The 18295-nt window shown below is 53.7% G+C and carries 13 protein-coding genes, 4 tRNA genes and 3 rRNA genes; 16 read left to right on the top strand and 4 right to left on the bottom strand.

The genetic code is table 11. The annotated features are described in order from the left end of the window. Positions 1–132 precede the first annotated feature (132 nt). The 7 genes from AAEY27_RS21510 to AAEY27_RS21480 all read left to right on the top strand — a co-directional run bounded on the left by AAEY27_RS21510 (position 133) and on the right by AAEY27_RS21480 (position 5524). Positions 133–1674: ribosomal RNA gene (locus tag AAEY27_RS21510) — 16S ribosomal RNA — on the top strand. Between the two features lie 71 nt (positions 1675–1745). Next, positions 1746–1822, top strand: a tRNA-Ile gene (locus AAEY27_RS21505). A 107-nt stretch (positions 1823–1929) separates the two neighbouring features. Further along, positions 1930–2005: transfer RNA gene (locus AAEY27_RS21500), tRNA-Ala, on the top strand. Between the two features lie 179 nt (positions 2006–2184). Then, positions 2185–5090: ribosomal RNA gene (locus AAEY27_RS21495) — 23S ribosomal RNA — on the top strand. Positions 5091–5192: 102 nt separating this feature from the next. Continuing rightward, positions 5193–5308: ribosomal RNA gene (rrf, locus tag AAEY27_RS21490) — 5S ribosomal RNA — on the top strand. The 16S, 23S and 5S rRNA genes sit together here with 4 tRNA genes alongside, the layout of an rRNA operon. 55 nt (positions 5309–5363) lie before the next feature. Beyond that, positions 5364–5440 (top strand) — tRNA-Asp (locus AAEY27_RS21485). 8 nt (positions 5441–5448) lie between these two features. After that, positions 5449–5524 (top strand) — tRNA-Trp (locus tag AAEY27_RS21480). Between the two features lie 101 nt (positions 5525–5625). Here AAEY27_RS21480 and hdfR read toward each other — a convergent pair. Further along, positions 5626–6459 carry an HTH-type transcriptional regulator HdfR gene (gene hdfR / locus AAEY27_RS21475; protein WP_342322781.1) on the bottom strand — a complete coding sequence of 278 codons (834 nt, stop codon included), beginning with the start codon at positions 6457–6459 and terminating at the stop codon, positions 5626–5628. 106 nt (positions 6460–6565) lie between these two features. On the opposite strand from hdfR, the gene AAEY27_RS21470 reads away from it, so the two are divergent. Further along, a complete protein-coding gene (locus AAEY27_RS21470; protein WP_342322780.1) occupies positions 6566–6904 on the top strand; it encodes a DUF413 domain-containing protein in 339 nt (112 codons plus the stop codon). 28 nt (positions 6905–6932) lie between these two features. On the opposite strand, the gene AAEY27_RS21465 is transcribed toward AAEY27_RS21470, so the two are convergent. Beyond that, positions 6933–8453: a YifB family Mg chelatase-like AAA ATPase gene (locus tag AAEY27_RS21465; protein ID WP_342322779.1), complete on the bottom strand. Its 1521-nt coding sequence runs from the start codon at positions 8451–8453 to the stop codon at positions 6933–6935. 319 nt (positions 8454–8772) lie between these two features. On the opposite strand from AAEY27_RS21465, the gene ilvL reads away from it, so the two are divergent. The 7 genes from ilvL to ilvA all read left to right on the top strand — a co-directional run bounded on the left by ilvL (position 8773) and on the right by ilvA (position 15363). Further along, complete coding sequence (ilvL, locus tag AAEY27_RS21460; protein WP_071818784.1) at positions 8773–8871, top strand: ilv operon leader peptide; 99 nt, start codon at positions 8773–8775, stop codon at positions 8869–8871. An 86-nt stretch (positions 8872–8957) separates the two neighbouring features. Next, entirely contained in the window at positions 8958–9008 is a 51-nt protein-coding gene (gene ilvX / locus AAEY27_RS21455) for a peptide IlvX (protein ID WP_342325670.1), read from the top strand. Positions 9009–9010: 2 nt separating this feature from the next. Then, entirely contained in the window at positions 9011–10657 is a 1647-nt protein-coding gene (ilvG, locus tag AAEY27_RS21450) for an acetolactate synthase 2 catalytic subunit (RefSeq protein WP_342322778.1), read from the top strand. Then, entirely contained in the window at positions 10654–10923 is a 270-nt protein-coding gene (ilvM, locus tag AAEY27_RS21445) for an acetolactate synthase 2 small subunit (RefSeq protein ID WP_342322777.1), read from the top strand. The genes ilvG and ilvM overlap by 4 nt, the downstream gene beginning before the upstream one ends. 17 nt (positions 10924–10940) lie before the next feature. After that, a complete protein-coding gene (locus AAEY27_RS21440) occupies positions 10941–11870 on the top strand; it encodes a branched-chain amino acid transaminase (RefSeq protein WP_342322776.1) in 930 nt (309 codons plus the stop codon). A 95-nt stretch (positions 11871–11965) separates the two neighbouring features. Then, positions 11966–13816 (top strand): dihydroxy-acid dehydratase, encoded by a 1851-nt coding sequence (gene ilvD / locus AAEY27_RS21435; RefSeq protein WP_342322775.1) that lies wholly within the window; start codon positions 11966–11968, stop codon positions 13814–13816. Positions 13817–13818: 2 nt separating this feature from the next. Further along, positions 13819–15363, top strand: coding sequence for a threonine ammonia-lyase, biosynthetic (ilvA, locus tag AAEY27_RS21430; protein WP_342322774.1), 1545 nt, complete (start codon positions 13819–13821; stop codon positions 15361–15363). Here the strand turns inward: ilvA and ilvY are convergent. Continuing rightward, positions 15360–16250, bottom strand: coding sequence for an HTH-type transcriptional activator IlvY (gene ilvY, locus AAEY27_RS21425; protein ID WP_342322773.1), 891 nt, complete (start codon positions 16248–16250; stop codon positions 15360–15362). The genes ilvA and ilvY overlap by 4 nt on opposite strands. A gap of 157 nt (positions 16251–16407) precedes the next feature. On the opposite strand from ilvY, the gene ilvC reads away from it, so the two are divergent. Next, positions 16408–17883 carry a ketol-acid reductoisomerase gene (gene ilvC / locus AAEY27_RS21420; protein ID WP_342322772.1) on the top strand — a complete coding sequence of 492 codons (1476 nt, stop codon included), beginning with the start codon at positions 16408–16410 and terminating at the stop codon, positions 17881–17883. Between the two features lie 89 nt (positions 17884–17972). Here the strand turns inward: ilvC and ppiC are convergent, their stop codons facing one another. Further along, on the bottom strand, positions 17973–18254 hold the full coding sequence (gene ppiC, locus AAEY27_RS21415; RefSeq protein WP_001140255.1) for a peptidylprolyl isomerase PpiC: 282 nt from the start codon (positions 18252–18254) through the stop codon (positions 17973–17975). Between the last annotated feature and the right edge of the window lie 41 nt (positions 18255–18295).

The following is an 18295-nucleotide window of genomic DNA, read 5'->3' as shown; positions in this document are numbered from 1 at the left end:
ATTTATCAGACAATCTGTGTGGGCACTCAGGGGATATGGATTCTTGAACGTCGCAAGACGCTAAATGAATACCAAGTCTCACGGGTGAACACGTAATTCATTACGAAGTTTAATTCAGTGAGCATCAAACTTAAATTGAAGAGTTTGATCATGGCTCAGATTGAACGCTGGCGGCAGGCCTAACACATGCAAGTCGGACGGTAACAGGAAGCAGCTTGCTGCTTCGCTGACGAGTGGCGGACGGGTGAGTAAAGTCTGGGAAACTGCCTGATGGAGGGGGATAACTACTGGAAACGGTAGCTAATACCGCATAACGTCGCAAGACCAAAGAGGGGGACCTTCGGGCCTCTTGCCATCAGATGTGCCCAGATGGGATTAGCTAGTAGGTGGGGTAAAGGCTCACCTAGGCGACGATCCCTAGCTGGTCTGAGAGGATGACCAGCCACACTGGAACTGAGACACGGTCCAGACTCCTACGGGAGGCAGCAGTGGGGAATATTGCACAATGGGCGCAAGCCTGATGCAGCCATGCCGCGTGTATGAAGAAGGCCTTCGGGTTGTAAAGTACTTTCAGCGGGGAGGAAGGGGGAATGGTTAATAACCATTTTCATTGACGTTACCCGCAGAAGAAGCACCGGCTAACTCCGTGCCAGCAGCCGCGGTAATACGGAGGGTGCAAGCGTTAATCGGAATTACTGGGCGTAAAGCGCACGCAGGCGGTCTGTCAAGTCGGATGTGAAATCCCCGGGCTCAACCTGGGAACTGCATTCGAAACTGGCAGGCTTGAGTCTCGTAGAGGGAGGTAGAATTCCAGGTGTAGCGGTGAAATGCGTAGAGATCTGGAGGAATACCGGTGGCGAAGGCGGCCTCCTGGACGAAGACTGACGCTCAGGTGCGAAAGCGTGGGGAGCAAACAGGATTAGATACCCTGGTAGTCCACGCCGTAAACGATGTCGACTTGGAGGTTGTGCCCTTGAGGCGTGGCTTCCGGAGCTAACGCGTTAAGTCGACCGCCTGGGGAGTACGGCCGCAAGGTTAAAACTCAAATGAATTGACGGGGGCCCGCACAAGCGGTGGAGCATGTGGTTTAATTCGATGCAACGCGAAGAACCTTACCTGGTCTTGACATCCACAGAACCTGGCAGAGATGCCGGGGTGCCTTCGGGAACTGTGAGACAGGTGCTGCATGGCTGTCGTCAGCTCGTGTTGTGAAATGTTGGGTTAAGTCCCGCAACGAGCGCAACCCTTATCCTTTGTTGCCAGCGGTCCGGCCGGGAACTCAAAGGAGACTGCCAGTGATAAACTGGAGGAAGGTGGGGATGACGTCAAGTCATCATGGCCCTTACGACCAGGGCTACACACGTGCTACAATGGCGCATACAAAGAGAAGCGACCTCGCGAGAGCAAGCGGACCTCATAAAGTGCGTCGTAGTCCGGATTGGAGTCTGCAACTCGACTCCATGAAGTCGGAATCGCTAGTAATCGTGAATCAGAATGTCACGGTGAATACGTTCCCGGGCCTTGTACACACCGCCCGTCACACCATGGGAGTGGGTTGCAAAAGAAGTAGGTAGCTTAACCTCCGGGAGGGCGCTTACCACTTTGTGATTCATGACTGGGGTGAAGTCGTAACAAGGTAACCGTAGGGGAACCTGCGGTTGGATCACCTCCTTACCTGAAAGAACCTGCCCCTGCAGTGCCCACACAGATTGTCTGATGAAAAACGAGCAGTAAAAAATCTCTGCAGGCTTGTAGCTCAGGTGGTTAGAGCGCACCCCTGATAAGGGTGAGGTCGGTGGTTCAAGTCCACTCAGGCCTACCAAATTTCTGCTGATGCTGCGTTGCGGCGACACTCGCATACTTCAGTATGCTTCGTGCCACCTCGCCCTGCCTCACCAGAAATTCCGGTTCATGAGGTTTGACTACGATGGGGCTATAGCTCAGCTGGGAGAGCGCCTGCTTTGCACGCAGGAGGTCTGCGGTTCGATCCCGCATAGCTCCACCATCCTTTACTGTTCGGTACAAGAAAACTTCAGAGTACACATTCTGTGTGTGCTGCGAAGTTTTGCTCTTTAAAAATCTGGATCAAGCTGAAAATTGAAACGCGGAGCAGTGCGAACTGTTCCGTGAGTCTCTCAAATTTTCGCAACGTGATGATGCGTAAGAAACATCTTCGGGTTGTGAGGTTAAGCGACTAAGCGTACACGGTGGATGCCCTGGCAGTCAGAGGCGATGAAGGACGTGCTAATCTGCGAAAAGCGCCGGTAAGGTGATATGAACCGTTATAGCCGGCGATGTCCGAATGGGGAAACCCGGTGCACTCAGGTGCATCATCACAGCATGAATCCATAGTGCTGTGAAGCGAACCGGGGGAACTGAAACATCTAAGTACCCCGAGGAAAAGAAATCAACCGAGATTCCCCCAGTAGCGGCGAGCGAACGGGGAACAGCCCAGAGCCTGAATCAGTTTGTGTGTCAGTGGAAGCGTCTGGAAAGTCGCGCGATACAGGGTGAAAGCCCCGTACACGAAGATGCACATGCTGTGAGCTCGAAGAGTAGGGCGGGACACGTGGTATCCTGTCTGAATATGGGGGGACCATCCTCCAAGGCTAAATACTCCTGACTGACCGATAGTGAACCAGTACCGTGAGGGAAAGGCGAAAAGAACCCCGGCGAGGGGAGTGAAAGAGAACCTGAAACCGTGTACGTACAAGCAGTGGGAGCCTCATTAATGGGGTGACTGCGTACCTTTTGTATAATGGGTCAGCGACTTATATTCTGTAGCAAGGTTAACCGTATAGGGGAGCCGAAGGGAAACCGAGTCTTAACTGGGCGTTAAGTTGCAGGGTATAGACCCGAAACCCGGTGATCTAGCCATGGGCAGGTTGAAGGTTGGGTAACACTAACTGGAGGACCGAACCGACTAATGTTGAAAAATTAGCGGATGACCTGTGGCTGGGGGTGAAAGGCCAATCAAACCGGGAGATAGCTGGTTCTCCCCGAAAGCTATTTAGGTAGCGCCTCGTGAATTCATCTCCGGGGGTAGAGCACTGTTTCGGCTAGGGGGCCATCCCGGCTTACCAACCCGATGCAAACTACGAATACCGGAGAATGTTATCACGGGAGACACACGGCGGGTGCTAACGTCCGTCGTGAAGAGGGAAACAACCCAGACCGCCAGCTAAGGTCCCAAAGTCATGGTTAAGTGGGAAACGATGTGGGAAGGCCCAGACAGCCAGGATGTTGGCTTAGAAGCAGCCATCATTTAAAGAAAGCGTAATAGCTCACTGGTCGAGTCGGCCTGCGCGGAAGATGTAACGGGGCTAAACCATGCACCGAAGCTGCGGCAGCGACGCTTATGCGTTGTTGGGTAGGGGAGCGTTCTGTAAGCCGTTGAAGGTGTGCTGTGAGGCATGCTGGAGGTATCAGAAGTGCGAATGCTGACATAAGTAACGATAAAGCGGGTGAAAAGCCCGCTCGCCGGAAGACCAAGGGTTCCTGTCCAACGTTAATCGGGGCAGGGTGAGTCGACCCCTAAGGCGAGGCCGAAAGGCGTAGTCGATGGGAAACAGGTTAATATTCCTGTACTTGGTGTTACTGCGAAGGGGGGACGGAGAAGGCTATGTCGGCCGGGCGACGGTTGTCCCGGTTTAAGCGTGCAGGTGGAACGACCAGGTAAATCCGGTTGTTTTTAACACTGAGGCGTGATGACGAGGCACCACGGTGCTGAAGTGACAAATGCCCTGCTTCCAGGAAAAGCCTCTAAGCATCAGGTAACACGAAATCGTACCCCAAACCGACACAGGTGGTCAGGTAGAGAATACCAAGGCGCTTGAGAGAACTCGGGTGAAGGAACTAGGCAAAATGGTGCCGTAACTTCGGGAGAAGGCACGCTGGTGCGTAGGTGAAGTGACTTGCTCACGGAGCTGAAACCAGTCGAAGATACCAGCTGGCTGCAACTGTTTATTAAAAACACAGCACTGTGCAAACACGAAAGTGGACGTATACGGTGTGACGCCTGCCCGGTGCCGGAAGGTTAATTGATGGGGTCAGCGCAAGCGAAGCTCCTGATCGAAGCCCCGGTAAACGGCGGCCGTAACTATAACGGTCCTAAGGTAGCGAAATTCCTTGTCGGGTAAGTTCCGACCTGCACGAATGGCGTAATGATGGCCAGGCTGTCTCCACCCGAGGCTCAGTGAAATTGAACTCGCTGTGAAGATGCAGTGTACCCGCGGCAAGACGGAAAGACCCCGTGAACCTTTACTATAGCTTGACACTGAACACTGAGCCTTGATGTGTAGGATAGGTGGGAGGCTTTGAAGCGTGGACGCCAGTCTGCGTGGAGCCGACCTTGAAATACCACCCTTTAATGTTTGATGTTCTAACGTGGACCCGTGAACCGGGTTGCGGACAGTGTCTGGTGGGTAGTTTGACTGGGGCGGTCTCCTCCTAAAGCGTAACGGAGGAGCACGAAGGTCAGCTAATCCTGGTCGGACATCAGGAGGTTAGTGCAATGGCATAAGCTGGCTTGACTGCGAGCGTGACGGCGCGAGCAGGTGCGAAAGCAGGTCATAGTGATCCGGTGGTTCTGAATGGAAGGGCCATCGCTCAACGGATAAAAGGTACTCCGGGGATAACAGGCTGATACCGCCCAAGAGTTCATATCGACGGCGGTGTTTGGCACCTCGATGTCGGCTCATCACATCCTGGGGCTGAAGTAGGTCCCAAGGGTATGGCTGTTCGCCATTTAAAGTGGTACGCGAGCTGGGTTTAGAACGTCGTGAGACAGTTCGGTCCCTATCTGCCGTGGGCGCTGGAGAACTGAGGGGGGCTGCTCCTAGTACGAGAGGACCGGAGTGGACGCATCACTGGTGTTCGGGTTGTCATGCCAATGGCACTGCCCGGTAGCTAAATGCGGAAGAGATAAGTGCTGAAAGCATCTAAGCACGAAACTTGCCCCGAGATGAGTTCTCCCTGAGACTTAAAGTCTCCTGAAGGAACGTTGAAGACGACGACGTTGATAGGCCGGGTGTGTAAGCGCAGCGATGCGTTGAGCTAACCGGTACTAATGAACCGTGAGGCTTAACCTTACAACGCCGAAGATGTTTTGGTGTGAGAGAGAGAAGATTTTCAGCCTGATACAGATAAAGCCGGGTGCGGAGGAGAAGTCTGCATGCGGTAAACAGAATTTGCCTGGCGGCACTAGCGCGGTGGTCCCACCTGACCCCATGCCGAACTCAGAAGTGAAACGCCGTAGCGCCGATGGTAGTGTGGGGTCTCCCCATGCGAGAGTAGGGAACTGCCAGGCATCAAATTGCAGTGAAAACCGGGGCAACAAACCGGTGGTTGTGAAAAAATTCGGTGGAGCGGTAGTTCAGTCGGTTAGAATACCTGCCTGTCACGCAGGGGGTCGCGGGTTCGAGTCCCGTCCGTTCCGCCACCCTAATTAGGGGCGTAGTTCAATTGGTAGAGCACCGGTCTCCAAAACCGGGTGTTGGGGGTTCGAGTCCCTCCGCCCCTGCCAGAAATAATCCTTAGCGTCTGCTAAGGATTTTTTTTGCCTTTTTCAAAGCTTCCTCATTTCCCTCATTGAATAAATTCGTATAGCGTCCCTGCTATACGAATTCAGTCAATAACATTAATCTTCAAAAGATCCTTAATCTGGTTTTGTTTATCGCTATTTTGCAGCCAAATCGCATAAAGCGGTCGGGAAAGTGTTTCCGTGTCAGTAACCGGATGTAGCCTATCTTTTTGTTCTGCCCATGAAACTGGTAACCATGTGCAACCATTCAACTGCGGCAACTGTTGATGCGCCACTTCTGCTGAGCTGGTCGTCAAAGTGGGCACGTCATCACTGGCAATCAGCTCCGATTCATGTTGCTGAAAGTCCGGACCCCATTCCAGGCGTAGATAATTCAATTCTGATTTGTTCTTTTCGGGTGCTGCGCAGTAAAGCGCGAGTGTGAAATGCCCCAGCAATTGGCTACTAAACTCATCCATTTTGGGTGTTTCAGTGGTGATAAGCAGATCCAACTGCCTTTCATGTAACTGTTTAACCAAAGATTGTCGTTGAGCGATACGTGCTTCGAACTGTAGGTTACCTTGCAGATCATAGAGCCGGGTAAGCCAGTCACTCAGCATACATTCCCAAAGCGACGCACTGGCACCGATCGAAAATTGATGATGCCGCGAGGTATGAGCCACTTCTTTTCTGGCTGCTTGCCATGTGCTCATCAGTGTTTCTGCGTAGGGGAGGAGTTTCTCTCCAGCCGCTGTCAGACGTATGTTATTACGATGACGGGTAAAAAGATTGACCCCAAGCTGGTTCTCCAACTGGCGAATACGAAAACTCACCGCGGACTGTGTCAGATAGAGTGCCTCGGCTGCGCGACCGAAGTGACGAGTCCTGCTTACTTCCAGGAAAGTTTTTAACAATTCCGTATCCACGGTTTTCTCCACAAAAATATTTGTCGTAATGATTTAAATGTTTTGTTTTACACTCTGTCAAGCGTAACTAATACTCCGCGCCATAAATAGCTCGGCCAAAGAATTAGGAGCGTGCAGGATGGCGGAAAGCTTTACGACGACGAATCGTTTTTTCGACAATAAAAATTATCCACGCGGGTTCTCTCGCCACGGTGATTTCACCATCAAAGAGGCTCAACTGCTTGAGCGTCATGGTTTTGCCTTTAACGAGCTTGAGCTCGGTAAGCGTGAACCGGTGACTGAAGAAGAGAACCAATTTGTCGCTGTGTGCCGCGGGGAACGTGAACCCAATACGGAAGCTGAACGCGTGTGGATCAAGTATATGGCACGTATTAAGCGTCCGAAGCGTTTTCATACCCTTTCTGGCGGAAAACCGCAGATGGAAGGCACGGAAGACTACTCAGATTCCGACGATTAAACGAAAAAAGGGGCTATGGCCCCTTTTTTTATGCCAGCATTTTTTGCAGGTGAATGAGTAATCTATCAATTGCGCGATAGCTCAGCGCTTCTTGCAGATGCACTCGATGGATAGTCTCTTGCTGTTCGAGATCTGCAATCGTTCTCGCTACCTTCAATAGTCGTTGCCAGGCACGAACTGATAAACCCAGTCTTGTTAACGTCTCTTCCAACCAGCATCCATCTTCCCTGGTGAGTGCGCAGAACTGTTTCGTTTCGCTGCTCTCCAGCCGCGCATTAAGTTTATTCTGCCGACTGTGCTGTCTCGCCTGAGCGTTAATCACGCGCGATCTTACTGCTTCGCTACTTTCACCTTTAGGCTGCGGTTCACTCATCAACCCCCGTGCAGGCAGCGGTATTTCAAGCGAGAGGTCGAAACGGTCAAGAAAAGGGCCTGATAATTTTCCCAGATACCGCAGCGTTTGCTCCGGTGTGCAGCGGTTATGATTCCCCTGATAATGGCCGGTCGGGCTGGGATTCATCGCGGCGATTAGCTGGAAGCGCGCAGGGTAAGTGACCTTTGCTCTTGTCCGTGAAATATGGATTTGTCCGGATTCAATCGGTTCTCGCAGGGCATCCAAAACGCGCCGTTCGAACTCTGGCAATTCATCCAAAAACAGTATGCCATTATGTGCCAGTGAAATTTCACCCGGTGCCGGTATTGAGCCGCCACCTACCATAGCGGTTAGCGAAGCACTGTGGTGAGGTGCCCTAAAAGGACGGCGCTTCCAATGACGGGCAAGGGCAGTAGTATTCACTACACTCATTACTGCCGCACTTTCCAATGCTTCGCGATTACTGAGCGGAGGTAACAACCCACCCATCCGACTCGCCAGCATTGTTTTTCCTGTTCCCGGCGGCCCAATCAGCAGTAAGTTATGTCCACCTGCAGCGGTGATCTCTAAGGCTCGCTTCCCTTGCTCCTGCCCAATGACGTCGCTCAAATCCTCACTGCGTCTTTCCTCGTAGCCAACCAACGGTTCCGGAGGGCGTAAAGCCTGTTTACCTTCAAGAAATGCGCATACTTCCAATAGATGGCTGGCGACCAGGCATGCCTGCGTTTCGACCAGGCTTGCTTCCGCTTCGTTCTCTTTTGCGATAATGATTTGCCTGTTTGCATTCACCGCATCAATTACACAAGATATAGCACCAGGAACTCCCCGTAGCGCGCCTGTAAGAGCAAGCTCGCCGACGAACTCGTAATGGCCGAGCTCGGACACCGTGATCTGCTCAGAGGCTGCCAGAAGTGCGATGGCGATGGGCAAATCGTACCGTCCCCCTTCTTTTGGTAAATCCGCAGGTGCGAGATTTATCGTGATCCGCTTGGCCGGGAAATCATAACCACTGTTGATGACTGCGCTACGTACCCGATCGCGCGCCTCTTTGACGGTTGTTTCCGGCAAGCCAACAATAGTCAGCCCCGGTAGCCCGTTACTAATATGTACTTCAACAGTTACTAGCGGCGCCGTCACGCCCAATACAGCCCTTGTATAAATTACAGACAATGCCATAACCCCTCCTTGTCCTACGCATTATCTGTTTTCATCACACCTTTATCACCGCTGAAATAACGGATTTACGTACTATTTCCCAGCATTTGAAGGCAAAAGGACGCAATTTTCATGCAATTGGAACCACGATCGCAGCTATGTCGGTAGCTCCGAATGGGTGAAATATTTTCACCTTTCATTTTTGTCATATAAAACAACGGTTTTTTATTGAATTGCTAACTTCGCCACAAAACTTGCCATAATTTTTTCTTGTGTCTTGTCGCAAATCTGTGTTACCTCTTTAGGCATTCCTTCGAACATGAAGCCAGAACGAACACATATGAAAGCCCTTCTGCAAGTGATTAGCCTAGTCGTGATTAGCGTGGTGGTGATTATTATCCCACCGTGCGGGGCTGCACTTGGACGAGGAAAGGCTTAAAAAACAAGCCTTAACGAACTAAGACCCCCGCACCGAAAGGTCCGGGGGTTTTTTTATAACTCAAAAACATAAATGAGGAGCAGAGAATGAGTAATAGCACAAAATTCTGTTTCTCCCGATATACGACGGGGAAGTAGCTATGAATGGAGCACAATGGGTGGTACATGCGTTGCGAGCACAGAATATCGATATCGTTTTCGGATATCCTGGTGGCGCAATTATGCCGGTCTACGATGCATTGTATGACGGCGGCGTGGAACACCTATTGTGCCGACACGAGCAGGGCGCGGCGATGGCCGCCATCGGTTATGCCCGCGCCACCGGCAAAACAGGCGTGTGTATTGCCACTTCAGGCCCTGGCGCTACCAACTTAATCACCGGTCTGGCGGACGCGCTGTTAGATTCCGTCCCGGTTGTGGCGATCACCGGCCAGGTTGCCGCCCCGTTTATCGGTACGGACGCCTTTCAGGAAGTGGATGTATTGGGCTTATCCCTGGCGTGTACCAAACACAGTTTTCTCGTTGGATCGCTGGAAGAGTTGCCGCGCATCATGGCTGAAGCTTTCCACGTCGCAAACTCTGGCCGCCCCGGCCCGGTTCTGATTGATATCCCTAAAGATATCCAACTGGCTGTCGGCAATCTCGAACCGCATTTCACGACCGTTGAGGACGACAGCTTTTTCCCGCAGGCGCAGGTGAATCAAGCTTCGCAGATGCTCGCTCAGGCTAAAAAACCGATGCTGTATGTTGGCGGCGGGGTCGGTATGGCTCAGGCTGTTCCGGCATTGCGCGAATTCCTGTCCGTGACAAAAATGCCGGTGGCTTGCACGCTGAAAGGGCTGGGTGCGGTGGATCCCGATTACGCTTACTACCTGGGTATGCTGGGGATGCACGGTACGAAAGCGGCAAACTTTGCCGTGCAAGAGTGTGATTTGCTGATCGCTGTAGGCGCGCGTTTTGACGATCGCGTGACCGGCAAACTCAATACCTTCGCCCCGCATGCGCAAGTTATCCATATGGATATCGACCCGGCAGAAATGAGCAAGTTGCGTCAGGCGCATGTTGCATTGCAGGGCGATTTAATCGCGCTGCTGCCAGCGTTGCAACAAACACTGGCAATTGATGAATGGCGCCAGTACAGCGCGGATCTGCGCCGCGAGCACGCCTGGCGTTATGATCATCCCGGCGAAGCAATTTATGCGCCGCTGTTGTTAAAACAGCTTTCCGATCGCAAACCGGAAAACAGCGTGGTGACTACCGATGTGGGCCAACATCAAATGTGGGCGGCCCAGCATCTCAGTTTTAATCGCCCGGAAAACTTCATCACTTCCAGCGGATTAGGAACAATGGGCTTCGGTTTGCCTGCTGCGGTGGGGGCGCAAGTTGCCCGCCCGGATGATACGGTAATCTGTATCTCCGGTGACGGCTCCTTCATGATGAATGTTCAGGAGTTGGGCACCGTAAAACGCAAGCAATTACCGCTGAAGATCGTTTTACTCGATAACCAGCGCTTAGGAATGGTTCGCCAGTGGCAGCAGTTATTCTTCAACGAGCGTTATAGTGAAACCACCCTGACCGATAACCCCGATTTCCTCACGCTGGCCAGCGCCTTTGGCATCCCGGGCCAACACATTACCCATAAAGACCAGGTTGAAGCGGCTCTCGATACTCTGCTTTCGAGCCCAGGGCCATACCTGCTTCATGTCTCAATCGACGAACTTGAGAATGTCTGGCCACTGGTGCCGCCAGGTGCCAGTAACTCACAAATGCTGGAGAAATTATCATGATGCAACATCAGGTCGCTGTTGAAGCTCGCTTCAACCCGGAAACGTTAGAACGCGTACTGCGCGTGGTGCGCCACCGAGGCTTTCAGGTGTGCGCCATGAATATGGAAACTGCCAGCAATGCACAGAACATAAATATCGAATTGACCGTTGCCAGCCTGCGGCCAGTCGAATTACTGTTTAGCCAGTTGAGCAAACTTGTCGACGTTGCCCGGGTTGATATCCGGCAGCGCGCCACATCATCACAATCACAACAAATCCGCGTGTAAACGCAAAAGGAAGAACAATGACGACGAAAAAAGCAGACTACATTTGGTCTAATGGCGAAATGGTACGTTGGGAAGATGCAAAAGTTCACGTGATGTCTCATGCATTGCACTACGGTACGTCTGTGTTTGAAGGTATTCGCTGCTACGATTCGTACAAAGGTCCGGTCGTTTTCCGCCATCGCGAACATATGCAACGCCTGCGCGACTCCGCAAAAATCTACCGTTTCCCGGTTTCTCAGAGTATTGATGAACTGATGGAAGCCTGCCGTTCGGTGATCCGCAAAAACAACCTGACCAGCGCTTACATTCGTCCGCTGGTCTTTGTTGGCGACGTTGGCATGGGCGTGAACCCGCCAGAAGGCTACACCACCGACGTGATCATCGCTGCGTTCCCGTGGGGCGCGTACTTGGGCGCAGAAGCGCTGGAGCAGGGGATCGATGCGATGGTTTCTTCCTGGAACCGAGTTGCGGCAAACACCATTCCGACGGCTGCAAAAGCGGGCGGTAACTACCTTTCCTCACTGCTGGTGGGGAGCGAAGCGCGCCGCCACGGCTACCAGGAAGGTATCGCACTGGACGTGAACGGCTATATTTCAGAAGGCGCGGGTGAAAACCTGTTCGAAGTGAAAGACGGCATTCTGTTCACCCCGCCGTTCACCTCTTCCGCACTGCCGGGCATTACCCGTGACGCGATCATCAAGCTGGCAAAAGAGCTGAATATCGAAGTTCGCGAGCAGGTGTTGTCCCGTGAATCACTGTATCTGGCGGATGAAGTGTTTATGTCCGGTACCGCAGCGGAAATCACCCCGGTACGCAGCGTTGATGGTATCCAGGTGGGCGAAGGCCGTTGTGGCCCGGTCACCAAACGTATTCAGCAAGCATTCTTTGGCCTCTTCACCGGTGAAACGGAAGATAAATGGGGCTGGTTGGATCAAGTAAACCAATAACAAAAATTATCTTCCCAAACCTTTTGCGTTGCAGCCAACAACGTTGCAGCGCGAAGGATAAAGGGCAAAGAAAGACAGACGGGAGTAAAAAGAGCATGCCTAAGTACCGTTCCGCTACCACCACTCATGGGCGCAATATGGCGGGTGCCCGCGCGCTGTGGCGCGCAACCGGGATGACCGACGCCGATTTCGGCAAACCGATTATTGCCGTCGTGAACTCGTTTACCCAGTTCGTGCCAGGCCACGTTCACCTGCGCGATCTTGGTAAGCTGGTTGCGGAGCAAATCGAAGCCGCAGGCGGCGTGGCGAAAGAGTTCAACACCATCGCCGTTGATGACGGCATCGCCATGGGTCACGGCGGCATGCTTTACTCATTGCCCTCCCGCGAGCTGATCGCCGACTCCGTTGAATATATGGTGAATGCCCACTGCGCTGATGCGATGGTGTGTATTTCCAACTGCGACAAAATCACCCCGGGGATGTTGATGGCCTCCCTGCGTCTAAACATTCCAGTGATTTTCGTCTCCGGCGGCCCGATGGAAGCCGGGAAAACCAAACTTTCTAACCAGATAATCAAACTCGATCTGGTCGATGCAATGATCCAGGGTGCGGACCCGAAAGTGTCTGATGAGCAGAGCGAGCAGGTTGAGCGTTCCGCTTGCCCGACATGCGGCTCCTGTTCCGGCATGTTTACCGCCAACTCGATGAACTGTCTGACCGAAGCGCTGGGCCTGTCACAGCCGGGTAACGGTTCGCTGTTGGCAACTCACACCGACCGCAAAGATCTGTTTATCAATGCCGGCAAACGCATTGTTGCGCTGACCAAGCGTTACTACGAGCAGGATGATGCCAGCGCGCTGCCGCGTTCCATTGCCAACAAAGCGGCATTTGAAAACGCCATGACGCTGGATATCGCCATGGGCGGTTCCACCAATACCGTTCTGCACCTGTTGGCCGCCGCGCAGGAAGCGGAAATTGATTTCACCATGAGTGATATCGACAAGCTTTCCCGCAAAGTGCCGCAGTTGTGCAAAGTCGCGCCGAGTACGCAGAAATATCATATGGAAGATGTGCACCGCGCAGGTGGCGTGCTGGGTATTCTGGGCGAATTGGATCGCGCAGGCTTGATGAACCGCGACGTGAAAAACGTGCTCGGTCTGACCCTGCCGCAAACCCTTGATCAATACGATGTGATGCTGACCAAAGACGACGCGGTGAAAACCATGTTCCGCGCGGGGCCGGCGGGTATTCGCACCACTCAGGCGTTTTCGCAGGATTGCCGTTGGGACACGCTGGATGACGATCGCGCCGAAGGCTGTATCCGTTCTCTGGAGCATGCCTACAGCCGGGATGGTGGTTTGGCCGTGCTGTATGGCAATTTCGCGGAAAACGGCTGCATTGTTAAAACTGCCGGCGTTGATGACAGCAACCTGAAATTTACCGGCCCGGCAAAAGTCTATGAAAGTCAGGACGCGGCTGTTGAGGCGATTCTTGGCGGCAAAGTGGTGGCCGGCGATGTGGTTGTCATTCGTTATGAAGGGCCGAAAGGCGGGCCGGGCATGCAAGAGATGCTCTATCCGACCAGCTTCCTGAAATCAATGGGGCTGGGCAAAGCCTGTGCGCTGATCACCGATGGCCGTTTCTCGGGCGGGACTTCAGGTCTTTCCATCGGTCACGTTTCTCCGGAAGCGGCCAGCGGCGGCAATATCGGCCTGATTGAAGATGGCGATATCATCGCGATTGATATCCCGAACCGTGGCATTCAGTTGCAACTGAGCGATCGGGATCTGGCCGCGCGTCGCGAAGCACAGGAAGCCCGAGGCGACAAGGCCTGGACGCCGGTTGATCGTGAACGTCAGGTCTCCTTCGCGCTGCGCGCTTACGCCAGCCTCGCGACCAGTGCGGATAAAGGCGCGGTACGCGATAAATCCAAACTCGGGGGTTAATCATGGCCGAATCCCAACCCCTCTCCGCCGCCCCCGAAGGGGCGGAATATCTGAGGGCGGTGCTGCGCGCACCGGTCTATGAAGCGGCGCAAGTGACGCCGCTGCAAAAGATGGACAAACTCTCTTCGCGCCTCGATAACGTCATTCTGGTGAAACGCGAAGACAGGCAGCCAGTTCACAGTTTCAAACTGCGCGGCGCGTACGCGATGATCGCCGGGTTGACCGCCGAACAAAAAGCGCACGGCGTGATCACCGCGTCAGCGGGTAACCACGCACAGGGCGTTGCGATGTCGTCAACGCGCCTCGGCATCAAATCGCTGATCGTAATGCCGGTCGCCACGGCGGATATCAAAGTCGATGCTGTGCGCAGCTTCGGCGGCGAAGTGTTGCTGCACGGCGCGAACTTCGACGAAGCAAAAGCGAAAGCCATTGAGCTCTCTGAACAACAAGGTTTCACCTTTGTTCCGCCATTCGACCACCCAATGGTCATTGCCGGGCAGGGCACGTTGGCGCTGGAGCTGCTGCAACAGGATGCGCATCTCGATCGCGTTTTCGTTCCGGTGGGCGGTGGTGGCCTGGCGGCGGGCGTCGCGGTGTTGATCAAGCAGTTGATGCCGCAAATCAAAGTCATTGCCGTCGAAGCGGAAGATTCCGCCTGCCTGAAAGCGGCGCTTGAGGCCGGGCATCCGGTGGATCTGACGCGCGTGGGGCTGTTTGCTGAAGGCGTGGCGGTCAAACGCATTGGCGATGAAACCTTCCGCCTCTGCCAGGCCTATCTCGACGACATTATCACCGTTGATAGCGATGCGATTTGCGCGGCGATGAAAGACTTGTTTGAAGATGTCCGCGCGGTAGCGGAACCGTCCGGTGCGCTGGCGCTGGCGGGGATGAAAAAATACATCGCCGAGAATAATATTCACGGCGAGCGGCTTGCGCATGTGCTTTCGGGCGCCAATGTTAATTTCCATGGCTTGCGGTATGTCTCGGAGCGTTGCGAGCTGGGTGAACAGCGCGAAGCCCTGCTGGCGGTGACCATTCCGGAAGAAAAAGGCAGCTTTCTGAAATTCTGCCAACTGCTTGGCGGGCGTTCGGTAACCGAGTTCAACTACCGGCTGGCCGATGCCAAAGACGCTTGTATCTTTGTGGGCGTGCGTTTAAGTCGCGGGCTGGAAGAGCGTCGGGAAATCCTCGAACTGCTGCGTGAAGGCGGCTATAGCGTGGTGGATCTCTCCGATGATGAGATGGCGAAACTGCACGTACGCTATATGGTTGGCGGGCGGCCGTCGAAACCGTTGCAGGAGCGTTTGTACAGTTTCGAGTTTCCGGAATCACCGGGCGCGCTGCTGAAGTTTCTGCATACGCTTGGCACGCACTGGAATATCTCGCTGTTCCACTATCGCAGCCACGGCACTGACTATGGGCGCGTGCTGGCGGCGTTTGAGTTGGGCGAGCATGAGCCGGATTTCGAAACCCGGCTCAGCGAGTTGGGCTATTATTGCCACAACGAAACTCACAACCCGGCGTTCCGCTTTTTCCTTGCCGGTTAATGACCCGGCAGGATTTGCCAGAACGCACTGATAAGCGGCTCATGCAGCCGCTTTTTTTGTGCGCACACGCCAAGTTCGAACGGCGTTTTCTCATCGCTACGTTCAAGGATCATTACGCGGTTGCGCACCGGCTCCGGGCTGTTTTCCAGCACGATTTCCGGGATCAGCGCCACGCCACAGCCCAGCGCTACCATCGACACCATCGCTTCATGCCCGCCAACCGTGGCGTAAATCGACGGGTTGCTGATTTTATGTCGGCGAAACCATAACTCAATACGGCGGCGAACCGGGCCTTGATCCGCCATGATAAACGGCACGGTTGACCAGTCTGGCTCGGGTTGTGAAACCTGATTACGCACCGGGCAGGGCAATGCCGGAGCAATCAGCACAACCGCGAGGTTTTCCAGCATCGAAAACGCCACCGCGCCGGGGAGCATTTCCGGCTTACCGGCAATCGCTAGGTCCGCTTCTCCCGTCACCACTTTTTCCACCGCGTCGGCGGCATCGCCGGTGGTGAGTTTAATTTCTACCGAGGGATGTTCGGCACGAAAGCGATCGAGTATCGGCGGTAAATGGCTATAAGCCGCGGTCACTGAACAAAACAGGTGCAGTTCGCCGGAGAGCGACGGGCCTTGCTGGTCGATGGTGTGGCGAAGTTGTTGGTACTGCAACAGCGTTTGTTGCGCGAAAACGCGCAGCTCTTCCCCTGCTTCGGTCAGGGTCACGGTGCGGTTATCGCGGATAAATAATGGCTGGCCGAGGTCTTCTTCCAGCCGTTGGATTTGGCGCGAAAGTGTGGAAGGACTGACATGCATGGCGCGTGCGCTGCGCCCAAAATGACGGCTTTCCGCCAGGTGGAGGAAGGTTTTTAAATCGCGTAAATCCATGAGACAAGCTCCACAAATTTACATTGCAATAATTGCAATGTCACATTGTGAATATATCAATTTAAGCAACGCATTTCCTGTCATATAGTGGGTTCAATCTCGCGCTTTCGCGAACTGAACAATAAAGCACAACAATACAACATCACGAGGTCTCACCATGGCTAACTACTTCAATACACTGAATCTGCGCCAGCAACTGGCCCAACTGGGCAAATGTCGCTTTATGGCGCGTGAAGAATTTGCCGACGGCGCAAGTTATCTTCAGGGTAAAAAAGTGGTCATTGTCGGCTGTGGCGCGCAAGGCCTGAACCAGGGTCTGAACATGCGTGACTCCGGCCTGGACATCTCCTATGCCCTGCGTGCAGAAGCGATCGCGGAAAAGCGCGCTTCCTGGCGTAAAGCGACCGAAAACGGTTTTAAAGTTGGCACCTACGAAGAATTAATCCCCCAGGCGGATCTGGTGGTAAACCTGACGCCGGACAAACAGCACTCTGACGTGGTTCGTTCTGTGCAGCCGCTGATGAAAGATGGCGCCGCGCTGGGCTACTCCCACGGTTTTAACATCGTCGAAGTGGGCGAGCAGATCCGCAAAGATATCACCGTTGTGATGGTGGCACCGAAATGCCCGGGTACCGAAGTGCGTGAAGAGTACAAACGCGGCTTCGGCGTACCGACGCTGATTGCGGTACACCCGGAAAACGATCCGAAAGGCGAAGGCATGGCGATTGCCAAAGCCTGGGCGGCAGCGACCGGCGGTCATCGCGCGGGTGTTCTGGAATCATCCTTCGTGGCAGAAGTGAAATCAGATCTGATGGGTGAGCAGACCATTCTCTGCGGTATGCTGCAAGCCGGTTCTCTGCTGTGCTTCGACAAGCTGGTGGCGGAAGGTACGGATCCAGCTTACGCGGAAAAACTGATCCAGTTCGGCTGGGAAACCGTGACCGAAGCGCTGAAGCAGGGCGGTATCACGCTGATGATGGACCGTCTGTCCAACCCGGCTAAACTGCGTGCTTTCGCGTTGTCTGAGCAACTGAAAGGCATTATGGCTCCGCTGTTCCAGAAACACATGGACGATATTATCTCCGGCGAGTTCTCTTCCGGCATGATGGCTGACTGGGCTAACGACGATAAGAAACTGCTGACCTGGCGTGAAGAGACCGGTAAAACCGCGTTCGAAACCGCGCCGCAATTTGAAGGCAAAATCAGCGAGCAAGAGTACTTCGATAAAGGCGTACTGATGATCGCAATGGTGAAAGCGGGCGTTGAGCTGGCATTCGAAACGATGGTGGATTCCGGCATTATCGAAGAATCTGCCTACTACGAGTCTCTGCATGAGCTGCCGCTGATTGCCAATACCATCGCGCGTAAGCGTCTGTACGAGATGAACGTTGTTATCTCCGATACCGCCGAATACGGTAACTACCTGTTCTCTTACGCTTGCGTACCGCTGCTGAAAGAGTTCATGACCACGCTGCAAACCGGCGATCTGGGTAAAGCGATTGCCGAAGGCGCCGTCGACAACGCGCAACTGCGCGATGTAAACGAAGCCATTCGCAGCCACGAAATCGAGAAAGTGGGTCATAAGTTGCGCGGTTATATGACGGATATGAAGCGTATCGCAGTGGCAGGCTAAAAAAGATGTCGGGTGGCGCTTCGCTTACCCGACCTACAGCTCTACAGCAAAGTAAGCCCGGTAAACGTTAACGCTACCGGGCTTTTCTATTAGTTGCGGTACAGCACTTTGATGATGTGATAACCGAATTGAGTATGCAGAGGGCCGGTCGGCTCCAGCACCGGGCAGGAGAACACCACTTTATCAAACGCCGGAACCATCTGGCCCTGGCGGAATTCACCTAAGTGGCCGCCTTTTTTGCCTGACGGGCAAATCGAATGTTTCTTTGCCAGCTTCTCGAAGTCGCCGCCATTTTTGATTTGTTCCAGAAGATCCAACGCCAGTTTTTCTTCTTTAACAAGGATATGCAGTGCCGCTGCGGTTTTTGCCATGATCGTGCCTTGAGTGGATAAGTTTCGGCTGGCTATACTAC

This window comes from Kosakonia sp. BYX6 (assembly GCF_038449125.1).
Lineage (GTDB): Bacteria > Pseudomonadota > Gammaproteobacteria > Enterobacterales > Enterobacteriaceae > Kosakonia > Kosakonia calanthes.
Note: the sequence above shows the minus strand (reverse complement) of the source record. Positions and strands in the feature narration are given on the sequence as shown.